The sequence below is a fragment of the Agathobaculum sp. Marseille-P7918 genome (assembly GCF_964248325.1).
GTDB lineage: Bacteria > Bacillota > Clostridia > Oscillospirales > Butyricicoccaceae > Agathobaculum.
Map to the genome: position 1 here is coordinate 110,441 of NZ_CAXTXI010000004.1, position 17,068 is coordinate 127,508.

A 17,068-nucleotide genomic window follows, 5' to 3' on the forward strand; every position below is an offset into this window, starting at 1 on the left:
GAAACCTCCTCCTTTCTTAGATAATGGTTTGTCCTGTCGTCCACCGGATGGTCAGGGCCAGCAGGCCGAACGGTTCTCCAATGCGGTCGTTGCCGATGCGCACAGCGAGCAGCGGCATGCGATGCTGACGATAGCGGGTGCGGTAACTCAGCGCACCCGGAATGCATCGGAAAGAAAACCGTGAAAAATCCAGTGTTTTAAAGGAAAATAAATCCATATTGCGTGAGAGTGCAAGGACTTTGCCGTCCTCGCTTTCGTACTGCACGGTTGCGCCCGATCGCGAATGCGGCATCAGTGTGGGAATGACGTCGCGCACGGTTTTCATTCGCCCCCAGTCGCCGAGCGGCAGTGTGGGGGTGCGCCAATAGGCGTCGATGGCAGCGTCGTCGTCGCAGTAGGCGTCGTCCTCCTCTGCCTGCCGAAAGCGGCACAGCCTGCCGTCCGCCGTGCCGAACCACAGCTCGTTATCCAGAATGGCCAGACACTGTGCGGGTACATTGGTCCAGTAAAACCATGTGGGACTGCCGTCGGTATCGGCAAGCGTGCCGTCCGCAATATAAACATGTTCGTTGACCACCAGATAGTATTTGCCCTCAAAGACAATTGCGCAGGCGTTTTCCAGTCCGGGCTCGGTTTCCAGACGGGGTGTTACCACATCTGACACAGAATGGATGGTTCGCTGCTCGGCAACGCTTGTGCCGAACACACCCTGCACACCGTGAGCGGACAGAAACAGCGGCAAATCGTTCAGGGAGGCGAAGCTGCGTGAGCAAATGGCGCCTTCGCCCTGCGCACCCTGTGTCAGCGGATAAAGCGCCGTACCATCGTCGGTGAGGGTGAACGTGCGCCGGTAGCTGGCGGATTCCTGCGCACCACCGGCCTTGACAATGAGCTGGCTTTCATACTGCTTGAGATAACCGACAATCGCGGAGGCGTCCGTGCCCATACGGGTATAGCCGGTATCCGGGAAGTAGGTTGGGTCGTACAGGCCGCTTTGCCAGTCGCAGGCAGGCTCGTCCGGGTTGCCCGCGAGAAATACGCGGGTGTCGTTTTTGCCGCCGTACAGCCCCGCAAAGCGGCAGCGGTTGATTTTGTCAGCATAGCCTTCGACCGTTTTGGAAAAGGTGATGGCGACATTTGCCAGTCCATTGCCGCTGGCGGGGGGAGCGGCAAGCGTCACCAGTCCGGTGGAACGATCGACGGATGAAACCGTTACCGCTTTGTCGTCAACCGCGGCAGTCACCGTGGCATCATCCAAATCCTTTGCATCCACCTGAAACTGCGTCGCCGAGCCGTTTCCGATGAAGGTGTTGATGCGCTTGGGGGTCAGCAGGTTGACTGCTTCATAACTGGTGCCGCCGCCGGTTGGCTGCGCGGAAATGGTTGTGGTTGGCACATAGGCGATGTCCTGCACGCGCACAGCTTCCCAGCCATCCTCGGATTGCTTGCGGCGCACGGCGCGGAAGGTTGCGCCGTCGAGCAGATAGAGCACGCCGCTCATCACGAATGACTGAGTGAAGTCCTCCTTCATATCCGCGCACAATTCGGTTTGTGTACCGTCCGCCTGCCGGACATACAGCTTTTTGCCCGCGTGTACTACGCAGCCCGCACTGTCCGGCAGGGGAAACAGACCGTAGATTGCCCCGTCAAAGGTGTGCTTGGTTTGCCAGCCCGTGCGCTTGACCAGATAGTCGTTCTGGTCGCAGATAAGATTCTGCATATCAGGGGAGCGCGAGAGCGACAGCTTGGTTGGATGGGTGCGGAAATCCACGCCGCCGAAGCTGCTGACGATAGTTTCATGCACGGTTTCGGGCTGCGGAAATTGATAGGCGCGCATCAGATCATCTCCTGTACGGCGGTTAGCTGCGCCGGGCAGTGACTCAGCAGACGCTCGGCATATTCCGAGGCAGTCCAGTTGAATTTTGCTTTGTCATCATCGGCCACAAGCAATGCAGCCAATCCATAAGGAAAGCATTCGCTGACAAGGCAGTTATCCGCGGGGATGTCCTCCTCCAGTGAAGTTAAGCGCGGCGGCACGGTCAGCAGCTCTTCGTGCTGTGCCGCGCGCAGCGCATTGATTTCACGCAGGCTGTTTGTGAGCAGCTGATTGAGTGCGCCAAGCGCAAACTGCTCGTAGTATGCGCCGGTGTCGCGTGTTTCTCCCAAGAGATTGAGCGCAGCGTAGTAGCATTCAGTTCCGGTCATAAAAACTCCTTTCCTCCGGTTGCAGTCACCGGAAAGCGGCGGCTGCGGCCACTGCCGGAGCAGTGGCCGAACAGCCGGTCATGGGTTAGCCTGCGACCACAGGGGACGGATATTTGCTTTCTTCGGTTGCATAGGCGCGGATCTGGCAGCCGTCCTCGGCGGTCAGTTCGGTTTCCGCTACATAATCCTTGGCGGAATCCGAGTAGCGCGGGTCGGAGCCGTCCAGCGTATAGCGGATCGTGCCGGAACCGGTGATTTTTTTGCCCGAAATGCTCGGTGCGGCGGAAATCGAACCGGATGCCACCAGCGCATACACACCGCCGCACTTCGCGCCCAGCACGTAGGCGTCGTAGTAGTGACGGCCCTCAATGAGCGCACCGGACACGCCGACCGGGTCTTCGTGTACCTTCGCGTCCGCAATCTTGTACGGCATGAGCACCGCATCCTTGTGCGTAACGAGGAAATAGACGTTGTCCGGCAGGTAGCTCTTGGGTACGCGCACGACGTTCATACCGAACACCTCGCCGCAGACACCCTTGGCGATGGACTGACGCGCGAGTACGTCCACACCTGCGAATTCGTCCGAGGTGCAGACCAGCTTGTACATTTCGCTGGTCAGATACAGATAGCGATTATCGTCCGGCACCAGCGCGTCGTCGAGCGCCTGCGAAGCGTCTGCAATCTTGGAAATGATGTTCGACTTGGTCGGCTTTTCGCTTTCCGCCAGCGTGCCCGCCATGGTGACAAAGCGCTGGAAGGCATATTTGTCTGCCGCAGGCGTGGACTTTTCGTTCAGCTGCAGGCGCAGCATGTCGGCCGCATTCTTGACCAGATTCTGGTCGAGGTTGTTGCCTTTATCGATGGTCAGCGTGAAAGCCTTGTCCTGCGTCATGGTCAGTTCCTGTACAACGTCCTGCATTTCGGTCACGTCGCCGTAGCGCTTGAGGCCACCGTCGCGGTCGTAGTCGACCTCTTCCACCGTGATCGGCGTGTACACCTTGAGGGTTTTCACACCGGTCAGGTCAAAGGTCTCGGCGGTCTTGCCCTTGATGAAGGATGCGCGGGTGAATACTTCTGCAATCTGATCGGAATATTTGGTTGCAAGATTGATAGCCATAAGTATAATACCTCCTGATTATACGATTTGTTTACTTTCCTAGCAGTGCCAGCGTGACCGGGTCAACGCCCGACGGTTCGCCGTCACTCTGCGCAGGACCGACCGCGGCGCGGCGGTTTTTCTGGTTCATCTCGAGCGCGGCCAGTTCATCCTTGAGCGTCAGGATCTCCCACTTGCGGTAGGCAGAGACGAGCGAGCCTTCCTGCTGCGCCCATTCCCACACCTGCGGCGGGATTTCTTCCGGACGCACATTCGGATATTCCTCGACAAACGCCGCATAAATCTGGCCGTTAGGCATGCCGTTTGCCGCGCGGTTACGGCGAATGTAAGCGTTCTGCTTGGACAGCCCCAGGCTTGCCGCCTGAATCAGCTCATCCAGCGTCAGCTCACGCATCTCGCCGTCGACCGGCACCGGATAGGTCTGCTGCCCAGCCTGTGCCGCCTGCTCGTTGGGCGGCACCTGTGCGGTCTGCGCGGTGTCGACCGCAAACGGGTCGACGGGTGCGGTCGGGGCTGCGCCGGTCTGCTGGTTACTGGTCGTTTTCTGTCTGGTTTGCATTTGTATTTGCCTCCTTTTGCTGCTGTCGCTGCATGCGGAGTGCGTGCAGCAGGTCGTTTTTGCCGCGCACCTGATAATCAGGCACGTTTTCCAAATACACAAGCGGGTCGGTGATGACGCCGCTTTCGAGCAGATGGTCATTGGTCATGGTCTGCATGGTTTCCGACCAGTAGCTCGCCGCACCCACATCCACCTGCAAGCGCAAATCCTGTCCGGCGAGCTGGGAGAAGTCAAAGCTCTGTCGGTAGGGTGTCTCGCCCTCCTCGTCAGCCACGACAAGCGTGCGGATGCCGTAGTGCGCGCCCATCAGGTCGAGGAAGATACGCGCCCAGTCCTCGGTGAAGCGGTAAAACTCCATTTTGGTCAGCTCAAGCGGGGCGGCGGTCGCGTTCTGCACCGCCACAATAGCCGAGGTGTTGTCCGGCTTTACTGTGCCGAGCGCGGCTTCACTGGCGCCCATCAGCTCGGCGGTATCGCTCATCATCTGTTTGAGCAGCCCCAGCACCTGCGAGGAAATGTCGGGTGCCTTGAACGCGGTTGCAATCGCCTCGTTCGGGTTGCCGCGCATGCCGACCGCCTTGCCCACATCGTTGGACCAGCCGTTCGGGAAACGGGTCATGTCGTAAATGATTTTGGGGAACGCCACCTGCTTGATGCACTGCACATACATGGAGTACAGCTTGTTGATGGCGATTTGGTTGGGGATGGCCTCGGTCAGTGGGCTTTCGCCGTGGCACGAGCCGCGTACGCGGTTCCAGCACAGGTGCGTGACCGGATAATAGCGGTAAGGCAGTTCCTTTTCGCGCATGACGGTCGCGGTGCGCGTGGTTTTGGTGAACGCAATGCCATGCTCGGTCCGACGCATGTGCAGCAGCACGGTCACACGGTCGTTTTCGCCGTTTAAGCGATAGCGCAGATAGTCCTCGGTGTCGTCCGGCACGATGGCCTCGGCTTCGGCTGCGGACAGGCCGTTTTCCCGCGCTTCCTTGCGCACCTCGTCTACATCGCGGCGCATGGAAAGAATCAGGTATGGCTGGCGCTGCACCTCGTCGGAGGCTGGGTTGCCGAAGCAGACGTTGGTGGAATCAATCAACTCGGCCACGATATCGCCTTTCACCGCCTGTCCGGTTTCGAGCGCAGGGTCAAAGTGCATGTAGAAGCATGCGTCGCCGTCCACGCAGGCGTTTTTGAGCAGCGGGCGGCCAAGCGCTTTCACGCCCGAGCGTTCGATGGCCGACGCGAACGCGCGCTCGAGTACACGGGCGGTCTTGCGGCCGTCGCCGTCCATGTCGAACGGCTGGGCGCGTACCGCTACATCGTCCGAGACCAGCATGGACACAAACAGGTTGACGCAGCGGCGCAGCACGTTGAAAATCAGCGGGTCGAGCGACTGCACGCGCAGCCCCTCCCACTGACGGCCGAGGTAGAACGCCTCGTTGCGGCGCACGCGGTCGTACAGGTCAATCGAACGTTTATAGTCGCGGTCGCGCTCGTATTTCCGCCAGATGGCGGTAGGGGACGGGTCAAATTTCATCGCTGCTGTCCTCCCGTCCGTAAGCCATCAGCGCGGCCAAATCGCGGCTGAGCGCATCGTCCGCGGGTGTGGGCGTATCGCTGTCGCCCTTTGCGGAACGGTGCGGCAGACGCAGACCGCCGGATACGACCGCGCCGGTCAGCACCAGAAGTGCCGCGCCGATGCAGTAAAGTAAAATGGTCATTGGGTTCCTCCTTTTAATAGGCGAGAAATTCGCCGACTTCACAGTCATATGCCGTGGGGCGGACAGGTGCGGGCGGCTCGTACACGGTTGCGGCATAACCGCGCAGCGCGTCGGGCGCGTGGGTCAGCTCGTGCGGCGTGTTTGCCACGTCGGACGGATTGCGCGCATCGTGCTGCAAGGCAGGCAGCGTGCGAATCAGGTTGCGGCAGGTGTCGAAGATGGTCAGTCGCGGGCGGGGCTGACCCTGCTCGTCCTTGCGCGGGGCGAGCAGTTCATGCAGCGCCAGCCAGCCGGCAACGCGCTCGTTACAGCTTTTTTCAAAATCCAGTCCGCAGTCTGCAAACAGCTCGACCGCGCTTTTGCCGGTCTCCTGCCGCCGGTTCCACAAGTCAGGCGGGGCCAGGCGGCAGTCGATATGCTCGCCGGAAAGCTCGCAGGCGAGAATAGCTGCCGCGGCTTCTGAGATAATCAAACCGGACTGATATAACTCTCTGTATACGACGCTGTACCCGTCCGGGCTTTGCGCAATCCAGAGCGCGGCCAGCATGTCCAGACCGTAGTCGATGGTCAGATACCGCCGCCAGTCACGGGGGATGGGGTATGGCCGCACGACATGCAGGGCGGGGCTGAACTCGCTGAAGTATCGTCCTTCGTCCAGCTCCCACACACCGTCCAGCAGCGCGCGCCGGTCGCGTACCGAAAGCAGCCGCAGCCGCTTTTCATAGCCTGCGTCCGCGCGGTGCAGGAAGGGGTTGTCCGTAAGCCGCGCGGGCAGGAACAGCCGCGAGCCGCCGTCAAATTCGGTTTGGGTGTCGGGCGGCATCGGGTCGATGTAACGCGCTTTGACCCATTGATGCCCCACGCCGCCCGGATTGGTCGTGCTTTTGACCTGCTTGGGGTAGTCGTTCGCCCCGCGCACACGCGAGATGAGATAGGTGAACTGGCTTTCGGTGAAGTGGGTCAACTCATCGAAACGCAAAACATCGTATTCCGCACTCTGGTACTTGGTCACATCGCTTTCCGCGTCGCAGTAGCCGAACTCAAGCGTCGAGCCGTTTTTGAACTGCCATAGATGGTCGCTGACCTTGTAACTGGCAATCGACCGCGGGAACAGCCGCAGAGACGCGGGCACGAGCGAGCGCTCCAGCTCCGGCATCGTGCGCCGCAGCATGAGCTGCCGCGAGCCGGGGTAGCAGACGGCGAAGCGCAGCGCGTCGAGCAGCTGCCCGTGGCTTTTACCGCCACCTGCCGCGCCGCCGAACAGTGTTTCAAACGCGCCCGACTGCACGAATGCCGCCTGCCGTCGGGTTACGGGGAATTCGTATCGTCTACTATGCGGAACACGATCTCGATCGGTGCAGCTTCCTGCTCTTCGCCCACCAGCATCGCGCCCTTGCCGACTGTCCGGTCGAGGATCTCCTTGATCGCGCTCAGTCGGCTGTTTGCCGGTGCATCGGCGTCCCCGGCGATCTCGTAGAGCATCCCGACGAGTCTCCCGGGGTCGTCTGAACTTCGCAAGATGGCATCAACTCCTTCTGGGGTGGATTTGCTTGTCTTCCCGTGAGACAAAGAATAGCCGACAAACGGAAAAATAACAAGAACAAATGTTTGATGTTTTTCAGGCTTGCAATTTATTGCCCTCTGCGGTATCCTGAATAGGAAATGGGAATATACAGGGGGAAAAAGAAACATGCAAAACATCAAACTGATCGCGCTCGATTTGGACGGAACAGCGCTTACACCGAACAATACGGTGTCTGATGCAACGGTTGACGCAGTGCGTCGTGCGCGGGAGGCGGGCGTGCATGTCGTGATTTCGACCGGACGTATCTGTGGTGAGGCGCGTGATTTTGCCGTGCAGATGAAAGCGGACGATTTGATGGTGACCGCCGGCGGCGCGTCCATTTCGCGTGTGTCTACCGGACGGTGCATGATGCGCATGTCCATGCCGTGGGAGCCTGCCGTGCGTGCGGCGGCGGCGGTGGAGCGCATCGGGTTGATGGTGATGGTTTACGTAGGAGAAACCCTGCTCATTACCCCTTATGATGAAATGGAGTTTGCTAAATACAGATCCAACGAGGGTTATCTTGCGGTCAAGCAGGTTGTGCCTTCAATTGCGGAGTTTATCGCGGAGGGACATGTGTCGGTGGATAAAATTTTCGCCCGCAGCAAAGATCCGGTCACTCTGCAGATGGTGCGCGATCAGATTCGGCAGATACCGGGCGTGCGCGTCATGAGCTCGGCGGAGGACAATATTGAAGTGGTCACGCCTGCGGCAGACAAAGGCACGGCGCTGGGGATGCTGTGTCGGGAGCTGGGCACCGATCTGTCTCATGCGGCGGCCATTGGTGACAGCGAAAACGATCTGGAAATGCTGCGCGCGGTCGAGCTGCCCATCGCCATGGGCAACGCCAATGACGCGGTTAAGGCAATCTGCAAGCGGCATACGCTGACCAATGCGGAGGACGGCGTGGCTGCGGCGATTGATCGGATTCTGGCGGAGAACGGATAATCGTGCGAAACACATCATTTTTGCGGAAAATGGTGGTATCCGGCGCGTAGATATGCTATAATAATTTTGTATGTAATATTTGCCCCATCAAAAGGAGACATATTTCATGAGTTTATGGTTTGCTATTTTGCAGGGTCTGGTACAGGGCCTGACCGAGTTTCTGCCCGTGTCATCGTCCGGTCATCTGGTGCTGGTGCAGACTCTGTTTGGCGACGGTGTAGAAACCAACTATATGCTGTTTAATGTGCTGCTGCACTTTGGCACATTGCTGAGCGTTATCGTGGCCTTCTGGAAGGACATCAAAGAGCTGTTTGTGGAGTTTTTCGGCTGGATTCATGACGGATTCAAGATTAACGGCCATCCGTACCGCCGTTTTATTGTCATGCTGCTGCTGACCATTGTGCCGATGTTTGCGATTCTGCCGGTCAAGAGCAAGCTGGAGGAAGCATTTTCCTCTCCGCTGTTGGTAGGCCTTCTGCTGCTTGTGACGGCAGCCATATTGTACCTGTCGGAGAAAGCGCCGAAAAAGCATAAGACCGAGGAAAACGCCACTTGGCTGGATGCGCTGATTGTCGGCATCGGCCAGTGCTTTGCCGTTCTGCCCGGCCTGTCCCGTTCGGGCACCACCATCTGCACCGGTTTGTTCCGCGGTTTTTCGCGTGATTTTGCGGTGCGTTTCGCGTTTATCATGTCCCTGCCGGTGATTCTGGGCGCGAATATTCTGGAACTGGTCGACGTGTTCAAGGACCCGGCGGCGGCAATGGGCGATGTGTCCATTGCCTGCTATCTGGTGGGTATTATAGCGGCGATGCTGTCCGGCCTTGCGGCGATTCGCATGGTGCGCTTTGTTTCCAAGCGCGGCAATTTCCGACCGTTCGTGGTGTATTGCACTCTGATCGGTACCATCACCATCGTGGTAAGCCTGATAAAAATGATATAATGCCGTCTGCGGGCGCATATACCGCAGAGGTTGAGAAAAGTTCCGGATAACGGGACTTTTCTTCGCACTTATCCGAAAAATACCGGCCATTGGCCGGCATCATCCGCACACTGAGACGTGCGGGAAAGCAAATAAAGCGAGGGAAAAACACTTTGGCTGCAAAGAAAACCACAACCAAAAAGACTTCGTCGCGCGGGAAAACAGCCGCGCGGCGTGCGCCCGAGCCGGAGCCGGTTATGTCCCGTGCCACATGGGGCGCAATCTGGGGCGTACTCGGGCTTTTATGCCTGCTGGCGATTCTGCCGATTGACGGCGTGCTGCTCGACTGGCTGCACCGCGGCATCGGCGCACTGATTGGCAAGGGCGGCTATCTGCTGCCGTTTGCGCTGCTCGCGCTGTCAGGCCTGCTGTTTGCGCGGCAGAAGGGGCCGGTGCGGCTGCGCGGTACGAGCATCGCGCTGCTGCCGCTGTTTATCGGCAGCATTGTCCATGCATTTGCCTGTGCAAATGAATATGATTTCTCCATGAAAACGCTGTTCGACCTGCTGACAACTGGCATGGAGGGGAAGTCCGGCGGCTTGCTGGCGGGCGGCCTGTATATTGTGCTGGAGTGGGCGCTGTCCTCGGTTGGAGCGCTGCTGGTGCTGCTGGTGCTGACGGTCGCGGCGATTCTGGTCGCGTGCCGCATCACACCGCAGGCTTTACTGGAAATGTTCCGCCCGCCGGAATATGAGTATGAGGATGAAGAAGAGCGTGAGCGCTATGAGGCGCCGCGCAAGCTGCCCAACGTACACGAGGCGGTCAATGCGCACGCGCAGCGCCGTGAGGAGCGCCGTGCGGCCCGCCGAAAGGCAGATATCGATATTCCGCTCGACACCGAGCCGCCCGGCGAGGACAAGCCGGGGGCGGACCCGGATGCGCCCGTGCGCCGCACGCATGGCGGCAAGCCGATGGCGCCGGATGAATATCTGCGCTCTTTGAAGGAGGAAACCACGGGCGAGCAGGTGAGCATCCTTGACCTTGTGGAAAACCGTGAGGAGGAGCCGCCGGCCGAGCCTGCGCCCAAGCCGGAAAAGCCGGAAAAGGCGGAAAAAATCAGTGAAAATGAGCAGGCGGAGCTGAGTGAGCAGATGGACGAGAGCCAGAAGGCGCCTGTGCCGGTGTATGACTATCCGCCCATTGACCTGCTGAGCAAGGGAAAACATACCTCGGTTGCCGGTGCAGAAGCAGAGCTGAAGGAAAATTCCGAATGCCTGATTGATACGCTGGAATCGTTCAATATCGATGCACAGATTATCGGCATCGTGCGCGGCCCGTCGGTTACGCGGTTTGAGCTGACCATCCCGCGCGGCATCAAAATCTCGCGCATTACCGCCCTGTCGGACGATATTGCGCTGTCGCTGGGTGCGGCAAACGTGCGTATCGCGCCCATCCCGGATAAAATCGCGGTCGGCATCGAGGTGCCGAATAAGACGGTCAACACCGTGTTCATCCGCGAGTGTATTTCGTCTCCCGCGTTCACCAACGCGCGCAGCCGCCTGTCCTTTGCCGTCGGTAAGGACATCACCGGCAAGCCGGTTATCGGGGATATTGCCAAGATGCCGCATATGCTGATCGCCGGCACCACCGGTTCGGGTAAATCTGTGTGCATCAACTCGATGCTGATTTCGCTTTTGTACAAGTCCACGCCCGAAGAGGTGCGCCTGATTATGGTCGACCCCAAGATGGTCGAGCTGGGCAACTATAACGGTATCCCGCACCTGCTGATTCCGGTCGTGACCGACCCGAAAAAGGCGGCGGGTGCGCTCAACTGGGCGGTTGGCGAGATGGAACGGCGCTACAAGCTGTTTGCCGACCATCAGGTGCGCAATCTGGTGGGCTATAACGACCTGATGCGCGCCGAACGCGCGAAGGTCGAGCAGGAGGAGGGCGGCACGCCTGAGCAGTATCAGGTATTGCCGCAGATTGTCATTGTCATCGACGAGCTGGCCGATCTGATGATGGTCGCCGCCAAGGAGGTCGAAACCTCGATTTGCCGTATCGCGCAGAAGGCGCGCGCGGCGGGCATGCATCTGGTTGTTGCGACGCAGCGCCCCTCGGCGGATGTCATCACCGGCATCATGAAGGCGAACATCCCGTCCCGTATCGCGTTTGCGGTGGCCAGCCAGATTGAGTCGCGCATTATTCTGGATACGACCGGCGCGGAAAAGCTCATCGGCAAGGGCGATATGCTGTATGCGCCGCTGGGCGAAGGCAAGCCCACCCGTGTGCAGGGCTGCTTTATCTCGTCCGACGAAATTGAAGCGGTCATCGCGCATATCAAGCAGACGAGCACTGCCGAATATAATGAGGAGATCCTCGAACATATCGAGCGTCAAGCCGAACAGGTGGACAGCAAGGGCGGCGGCGCGTCCGGCGATGCGGGCGGTGACGAGGACGAGATGATTGAGGAAGCGATCGACGTTATCATGGACTGTCGGCAGGCGTCCACGTCCATGCTGCAGCGTCGGCTCAAGCTGGGCTATGCGCGTGCCGCGCGCATCATCGACCAGATTGAGGAACGCGGCATCATCGGGCCGTCGGAAGGCTCCAAGCCGCGGCAAATCCTGATAACCAGAGATGAGTGGCAGGAAATGAAGCTGCGGCGGCACGATATCCCATAACCATGCAAGGAGGAATCCCTATGTCTTTTACAAAAATCAACATCGCAGAACAGAGTTTTAACCCGTTTGAGTTAATCAGCAAGCAGTGGATGCTGATTTCCGCCGGTACAGAGGAAAAGTGGAATACCATGACCGCCAGCTGGGGCGGCGTGGGCGTCATCTGGGGCAAACCCTCGGCAACCTGCTATATCCGCCACAGCCGTTATACCAAGGAGTTTGTTGATAACTCAGAGTATTATACGCTGTCTTTTTTACAGGATGGCCACCGCGACGCCTTGAATCTGCTGGGCAGCAAGTCCGGCCGCGATATCGATAAGATGCATGACAGCGGCCTGACGCCGGTCATGGTGGACGGGCAACCGGCTTTTGCCGAGGCGGAGCTGGTGCTGGTTTGCCGTAAGCGCTGCAAGAGCGAAATTGCACCCGAGGACATTCTTCAGCAGGAGACGCTCGACAGATGGTATGGCGATAAGGATTACCATACCATGTATATCGGGGAAATTGTCGCGGCGTATCGAGCGGAAAAATAAAAAACGTCACAGATTGTTCACCAAACCGACAAGCCTTCGGGCCTATACTGGAAGAAGGAGGGCGGCGGAGCATGTCTCCGCTGTCTGTATTCAGCCCGAAACCGGAGGGAATCGCAGTGAAAAAAAGAATATGCAGTCTGCTGCTGACAGCGGCGCTCATGTTAGGGTTGCTGCCAAGCGCATTTGCAGGCTATGAAAACTTTACCGCGCAGACAACATACACGCTGGGACAGTTCACCGACGTGGCGGATAACGCCTGGTATGCGGATAATGTGCGCGCGGCCTATGAATATGGTCTGATTAACGGTCAGTCTGCCACCCGCTTTGCACCGGACAGCTCACTGACCGTGGCGGAGGCCGTTAAGCTGGCAGCCTGTCTACACAGCATTTACAACACCGGCAGCGCGGAATTTGCATCCTCCTCCCCATGGTACCGGACCTATGTGGATTATGCGCTGCAAAACGGCATCCTGACCGCCGAGCGTTCGGACTATACGCAGCCGGCGTCGCGCGCGGTGTTTGCCTCCGTGCTGGCGGCGGCGCTGCCGGCCGATGCGCTGGGTGCCATCAATACGATTGAGGACGGAGCAATTCCGGATGTATCGAGTTCCGCATCCTATGCAGATGCGGTTTACCAGCTGTATCGCGCCGGCGTGCTGACCGGCTCGGACAGTGCAGGCCGTTTTATGCCGTCCAGCACAATCAAGCGCAGCGAGGCCGCCGCTATCGTCACCCGTATGGCGGACCCCAGCCTGCGGCGCACGTTCTCGCTCGCGGTATCGACCGAACTGACGGCGAGTGAAATTTTTGAGCGCTGTATGCCGGCGGTATTCAAGCTCTATTCTTATGATGCGCGCGGCAATGTGCTCAGTATGGGCAGCGGCGTAATCATCAGCGCGAACGGCGATGCAGTCACCTGCGGGCATATCGCCAACGGGGTGCAGCGTCTGGTCGCGGAAATGAAGGACGGCACCAAGCGGGAGGTCACCATATACGACATTGACACAACCGCGGATATCTCGCATATTCGCGTGGTAGGCAGCGGTCTGCCCTATCTGGAAACCTCAACCGATGTGCAGACCGGGGATACCGTGTATGCGCTCGGGTATCCCGGCGGCGGCAGTGCGAAGGTGACCAGCGGCGTGGTGACCAATCCGCGCAATCAGGACTACCTTACCACGCTGATTGAGAGCACCGCTTCGGTCATCAGCGGCAACTCGGGCGGCGCGCTTGTGGATGGACAAGGCCGTCTGATCGGCGTTACGGTCAGCAGCCGCGGCAGCGGTACACCCTCGTATTCGGTCCCGATTTCGGTTTTGGAGACGCTGGAGGGAAGTACAGCGGTCAGTCCGGCGGTTTATACCAGCACGCACCAGCCGGATGCATCCAATTGCTATGCCAAGCTGTATCCTGTGCCGGATTTTGGAGCGATTACCGGCGTGCCACTGCTCGGCAGCGTTAAGGATCGCGGCACAACGTATTTTTATTACCGTTTATCCGACCTGAGCGGGGACGGTACACAGCAGATGCTGCAATACTTTGCCGCGCTCAATGGCAATACCTTTTATCAGTTCTCGGACGGTGTATTCACCTCCTCGGCGGGGTATCTGCTGTCTGTTAAAATGGTGGAAACAAATTATCGCGGGGTGCAGGCATTGGGCATCTGTGTGTCCGGTATCTCCTCGCAGCCGATCGGCGGCCTTGTACAGGCCGCCGATCTTTCTTTTGCAGGTATTTGTGCATCCTGCGGCTTTTCATGAAACTCTCCCGGCATTTCGTTTGATTTCACAAAAAGTGCGCTAAAAGTGCCAATTATGATAAAATTGTTAATTTTTTTGTTTAAAAATGCGAAAGAAATGATAATATATACAAGTATAATCTCCTGATTTTTGCGGAAATAACAATAAAATCCATCAATTTGCACAAGAAGGAGGGGGCAAATCGGTGAATTCCTACAATGGAACACAAAGCGTCCGGCATGCTATAATATTCTTGCGCGATTGAAGTGTGTTTAAGAGAGCACCAAACGAAATGGAGGAAAGACCCAAATGAAGAAGTACGTTTACATGTTCCCGGAAGGCAACGGAAAAATGCGTGAGCTGCTTGGCGGCAAGGGCGCGAATCTGGCCGAAATGACCGGACTCGGCATGCCCGTACCGCAGGGCTTTACCATCACCACCGAGGCCTGCACCCGGTATTATGAGGACGGCAAGACGATCTATCCGGACATTCAGGATCAGATTCTTGAGTACCTCGATAAATTGGAAAAGGTCACCGGCAAAACACTGGGCGATCCGGAGAAGCCGCTTCTGGTTTCGGTTCGTTCGGGTGCGCGCGCTTCCATGCCCGGCATGATGGACACCATCCTGAACCTCGGCATGAACGATGAAATCTGCGACGCAGTCGCAAAACTGACGAATAATCCGCGCTTTGCGCGTGACTCTTACCGCCGCTTCATTCAGATGTTCTCGGACGTCGTGATGGAGCTGCCCAAATCCACCTTTGAGACCTTCATCGACCAGGTTAAGGAGAAGAAGGGCGTCAAGCTGGACAACGAGCTGGACGCAGACGATATGAGCGAGCTTATTGTTCTGTTCAAGGACCACTACAAGAAGTCCCTTGGCGAGGACTTCCCGCAGGACCCCAAGAAGCAGCTGATGGAAGCGGTCCGCGCGGTATTCCGTTCGTGGGACAACCCGCGTGCCAACACCTACCGCCGCATGAACGATATCCCGCACTCTTGGGGTACCGCAGTTAACGTACAGTCCATGGTATTCGGCAACATGGGCGATACCTCCGGTACGGGCGTTGCGTTCACCCGCAACCCGGCAACCGGTGAAAAGAAGCTGTACGGCGAATTTCTGATGAACGCACAGGGCGAGGACGTTGTGGCCGGTATCCGTACCCCGCAGCCGATTTCCGCACTGGCGGACACCATGCCCGAAGTATATCAGCAGTTTGTGGATATTTCCTCCCGTTTGGAGCAGCACTACGGCGATATGCAGGATATGGAGTTTACCATTGAAAACGGCAAGCTCTATATGCTCCAGACCCGTAACGGCAAGCGTACCGCACAGGCGGCGCTCAAGGTTGCAGTTGACCTCGTGGACGAAGGCGTCTGCACCAAGGAGCAGGCCATCATGAAGGTGGAGCCGAAGCAGCTCGACGCGCTGCTGCACCCGACCTTTGTTCCGGCGGCTCTGGAGGCAGCCACCCCGATTACCACCGGCCTGCCGGCATCTCCCGGCGCTGCCTGCGGCGCGGTATATTTCACCGCGGAAGAGGCTGCGGCGGCTCATAAGACCGGTCTCAAGGTTGTTCTGGTCCGTCAGGAGACCTCGCCGGAGGATATCGACGGCATGGCGGTTTCCGAAGGCATCATGACTGCCCGCGGCGGCATGACCTCGCACGCAGCGGTTGTTGCACGCGGCATGGGCACCTGCTGCGTGGCCGGCGTCAACGGCATCAAGGTTTCCGAGGAAAACAAGACCCTGACCTTTGCCGATGGCACGGTCGTCAAGGAAGGTGAGTTCATTTCGCTCGATGGCTCGACCGGTAACGTATATCTCGGCAAGATTGATACGCAGGACGCGGAGCTGACCGGCGATTTCGGCCGCTTCATGGGCTGGGCGGACGAAATCCGCACGCTCATGGTCCGCACCAACGGCGATACCCCGCGCGATGCAACGCAGGCGCGCAAGTTCGGCGCGGAAGGCATCGGCCTGTGCCGTACCGAGCATATGTTCTTTGAACCCGAGCGCATCAAGGCAGTGCGTGAGATGATCATTTCCGATACCGTGGAGCAGCGCAAGACCGCGCTGGCCAAGATTCTGCCGATGCAGCGCGGCGACTTTGAAGCCATCTACCGCGCAATGGGCGGTCTGCCGGTAACCATCCGTCTGCTCGATCCTCCGCTGCACGAGTTCCTGCCGCAGGAGGATGAGGATATTCAGGAGCTGGCAAGCGAGATGGGTATTCCGTTTGAGAAGCTCAAGGCCAAGGTTGCTGACCTGCACGAGTTCAACCCGATGCTCGGCACCCGCGGCTGCCGTCTGGACGTGCTGTATCCGGAGATTGCCGAGATGCAGACCGAAGCCATCATTTCCGCTGCGATCAACGTTTGGAAGGAAGACGGCCTGAAGATCACGCCCGAAATCATGGTGCCGCTGGTCAGCGAAATCAACGAGCTGCGCTTTGTCAAGAAGGTTATCAAGGCCAAGGCGGATGCGCTGATTGAAGCATCCGGCCTCAAGATGAAGTATATGATTGGTACGATGATTGAGACGCCGCGTGCGGCCGTAACTGCCAACGAGATTGCGCAGGAGGCTGAGTTCTTCTCCTTCGGTACCAACGACCTGACCCAGATGACTTACGGCTTCTCCCGCGACGACGTGGGCCGCATTCTGGAGACTTACTTCGAGAAGAAGATTCTCGAGTCCGACCCGTTTGCCCGTCTCGACCAGAACGGCGTCGGCAAGCTGATCCGCTACGCAGTAGCAGAAGGCCGCCGCACCCGTCCGGACATCAAGCTGGGCATCTGCGGTGAGCACGGCGGCGATCTGTCCTCCGTCGAGTTCTGCCACAATGTCGGCCTGAACTATGTATCCTGCTCGCCCTTCCGTGTGCCGATTGCCCGTCTGGCGGCGGCGCAGGCCCGTGTGAAGGAGCTTGGCATGGCGTAATCGCCTGTTCGGCAAGAGAACGATAAAAATATTGTCCTGCTTCCGTTTGTGCTGTTTATGCAAATGGGAGCAGGACATTTTTGTGTGCGGGGTGTTTCCCGGGGAATCGGATGTGTCCGTCAAAATGATTACAAGTAAGTAA

Annotated in this window: 14 protein-coding genes; 6 read left to right on the plus strand and 8 right to left on the minus strand. The window is 58.3% G+C overall.

Annotated elements, in window-relative coordinates; translation table 11 throughout:
- Positions 1-16 precede the first annotated feature (16 nt).
- The 8 genes from ACESSO_RS07410 to ACESSO_RS07445 all read right to left on the minus strand — a co-directional run bounded on the left by ACESSO_RS07410 (position 17) and on the right by ACESSO_RS07445 (position 7,081).
- Positions 17-1,837 carry a hypothetical protein gene (locus ACESSO_RS07410; RefSeq protein ID WP_373164406.1) on the minus strand — a complete coding sequence of 607 codons (1,821 nt, stop codon included), beginning with the start codon at positions 1,835-1,837 and terminating at the stop codon, positions 17-19.
- Positions 1,837-2,205 carry a hypothetical protein gene (locus ACESSO_RS07415; RefSeq protein ID WP_373164407.1) on the minus strand — a complete coding sequence of 123 codons (369 nt, stop codon included), beginning with the start codon at positions 2,203-2,205 and terminating at the stop codon, positions 1,837-1,839. The genes ACESSO_RS07410 and ACESSO_RS07415 overlap by 1 nt, the downstream gene beginning before the upstream one ends.
- An 85-nt stretch (positions 2,206-2,290) precedes the next feature.
- On the minus strand, positions 2,291-3,322 hold the full coding sequence (locus tag ACESSO_RS07420; RefSeq protein ID WP_373164408.1) for a chitobiase/beta-hexosaminidase C-terminal domain-containing protein: 1,032 nt from the start codon (positions 3,320-3,322) through the stop codon (positions 2,291-2,293).
- A gap of 31 nt (positions 3,323-3,353) precedes the next feature.
- Positions 3,354-3,881 (minus strand): hypothetical protein, encoded by a 528-nt coding sequence (locus tag ACESSO_RS07425; protein ID WP_373164409.1) that lies wholly within the window; start codon positions 3,879-3,881, stop codon positions 3,354-3,356.
- A complete protein-coding gene (locus ACESSO_RS07430) occupies positions 3,853-5,415 on the minus strand; it encodes a hypothetical protein (RefSeq protein WP_373164410.1) in 1,563 nt (520 codons plus the stop codon). Before ACESSO_RS07430 ends, ACESSO_RS07425 begins: the two co-directional genes overlap by 29 nt.
- Positions 5,405-5,599: a hypothetical protein gene (locus ACESSO_RS07435; protein ID WP_373164411.1), complete on the minus strand. Its 195-nt coding sequence runs from the start codon at positions 5,597-5,599 to the stop codon at positions 5,405-5,407. Before ACESSO_RS07435 ends, ACESSO_RS07430 begins: the two co-directional genes overlap by 11 nt.
- Positions 5,600-5,612: 13 nt before the next feature.
- A complete protein-coding gene (locus ACESSO_RS07440) occupies positions 5,613-6,887 on the minus strand; it encodes a phage terminase large subunit (protein ID WP_373164412.1) in 1,275 nt (424 codons plus the stop codon).
- A gap of 20 nt (positions 6,888-6,907) precedes the next feature.
- A complete protein-coding gene (locus ACESSO_RS07445) occupies positions 6,908-7,081 on the minus strand; it encodes a hypothetical protein (protein ID WP_373164413.1) in 174 nt (57 codons plus the stop codon).
- 208 nt (positions 7,082-7,289) lie between these two features.
- On the opposite strand from ACESSO_RS07445, the gene ACESSO_RS07450 reads away from it, so the two are divergent.
- The 6 genes from ACESSO_RS07450 to ppdK all read left to right on the plus strand — a co-directional run bounded on the left by ACESSO_RS07450 (position 7,290) and on the right by ppdK (position 16,926).
- Positions 7,290-8,111 carry a Cof-type HAD-IIB family hydrolase gene (locus tag ACESSO_RS07450; protein WP_373164414.1) on the plus strand — a complete coding sequence of 274 codons (822 nt, stop codon included), beginning with the start codon at positions 7,290-7,292 and terminating at the stop codon, positions 8,109-8,111.
- A 106-nt stretch (positions 8,112-8,217) separates the two neighbouring features.
- Positions 8,218-9,051, plus strand: a complete 834-nt coding sequence (locus tag ACESSO_RS07455) for an undecaprenyl-diphosphate phosphatase (RefSeq protein WP_373164415.1) — start codon at positions 8,218-8,220, stop codon at positions 9,049-9,051.
- 152 nt (positions 9,052-9,203) lie between these two features.
- Positions 9,204-11,714 (plus strand): DNA translocase FtsK, encoded by a 2,511-nt coding sequence (locus ACESSO_RS07460; protein ID WP_373164416.1) that lies wholly within the window; start codon positions 9,204-9,206, stop codon positions 11,712-11,714.
- 20 nt (positions 11,715-11,734) lie between these two features.
- The gene (locus tag ACESSO_RS07465; RefSeq protein ID WP_373164417.1) at positions 11,735-12,244 is read left to right on the plus strand and encodes a flavin reductase family protein; all 510 of its coding nucleotides are present in this window, start codon (positions 11,735-11,737) and stop codon (positions 12,242-12,244) included.
- Between the two features lie 116 nt (positions 12,245-12,360).
- On the plus strand, positions 12,361-14,004 hold the full coding sequence (locus ACESSO_RS07470; protein WP_373164418.1) for a trypsin-like peptidase domain-containing protein: 1,644 nt from the start codon (positions 12,361-12,363) through the stop codon (positions 14,002-14,004).
- A gap of 288 nt (positions 14,005-14,292) precedes the next feature.
- Entirely contained in the window at positions 14,293-16,926 is a 2,634-nt protein-coding gene (ppdK, locus tag ACESSO_RS07475) for a pyruvate, phosphate dikinase (RefSeq protein WP_373164419.1), read from the plus strand.
- Positions 16,927-17,068 lie beyond the last annotated feature (142 nt).

Excerpts from the sequence above, each read along its gene's own strand:
- ACESSO_RS07435 (WP_373164411.1), bottom strand. The coding sequence starts at position 5,599 with ATGACCATTTTACTTTACTGCATCGGCGCGGCACTTCTGGTGCTGACC.
- ACESSO_RS07425 (WP_373164409.1), bottom strand. The coding sequence starts at position 3,881 with ATGCAAACCAGACAGAAAACGACCAGTAACCAGCAGACCGGCGCAGCC.
- ACESSO_RS07445 (WP_373164413.1), bottom strand. The coding sequence starts at position 7,081 with ATGCTCTACGAGATCGCCGGGGACGCCGATGCACCGGCAAACAGCCGA.
- ACESSO_RS07450 (WP_373164414.1), top strand. The coding sequence starts at position 7,290 with ATGCAAAACATCAAACTGATCGCGCTCGATTTGGACGGAACAGCGCTT.
- ACESSO_RS07415 (WP_373164407.1), bottom strand. The coding sequence starts at position 2,205 with ATGACCGGAACTGAATGCTACTACGCTGCGCTCAATCTCTTGGGAGAA.
- ACESSO_RS07410 (WP_373164406.1), bottom strand. The coding sequence starts at position 1,837 with ATGCGCGCCTATCAATTTCCGCAGCCCGAAACCGTGCATGAAACTATC.
- ACESSO_RS07465 (WP_373164417.1), top strand. The coding sequence starts at position 11,735 with ATGTCTTTTACAAAAATCAACATCGCAGAACAGAGTTTTAACCCGTTT.
- ACESSO_RS07455 (WP_373164415.1), top strand. The coding sequence starts at position 8,218 with ATGAGTTTATGGTTTGCTATTTTGCAGGGTCTGGTACAGGGCCTGACC.
- ppdK (WP_373164419.1), top strand. The coding sequence starts at position 14,293 with ATGAAGAAGTACGTTTACATGTTCCCGGAAGGCAACGGAAAAATGCGT.
- ACESSO_RS07420 (WP_373164408.1), bottom strand. The coding sequence starts at position 3,322 with ATGGCTATCAATCTTGCAACCAAATATTCCGATCAGATTGCAGAAGTA.
- ACESSO_RS07430 (WP_373164410.1), bottom strand. The coding sequence starts at position 5,415 with ATGAAATTTGACCCGTCCCCTACCGCCATCTGGCGGAAATACGAGCGC.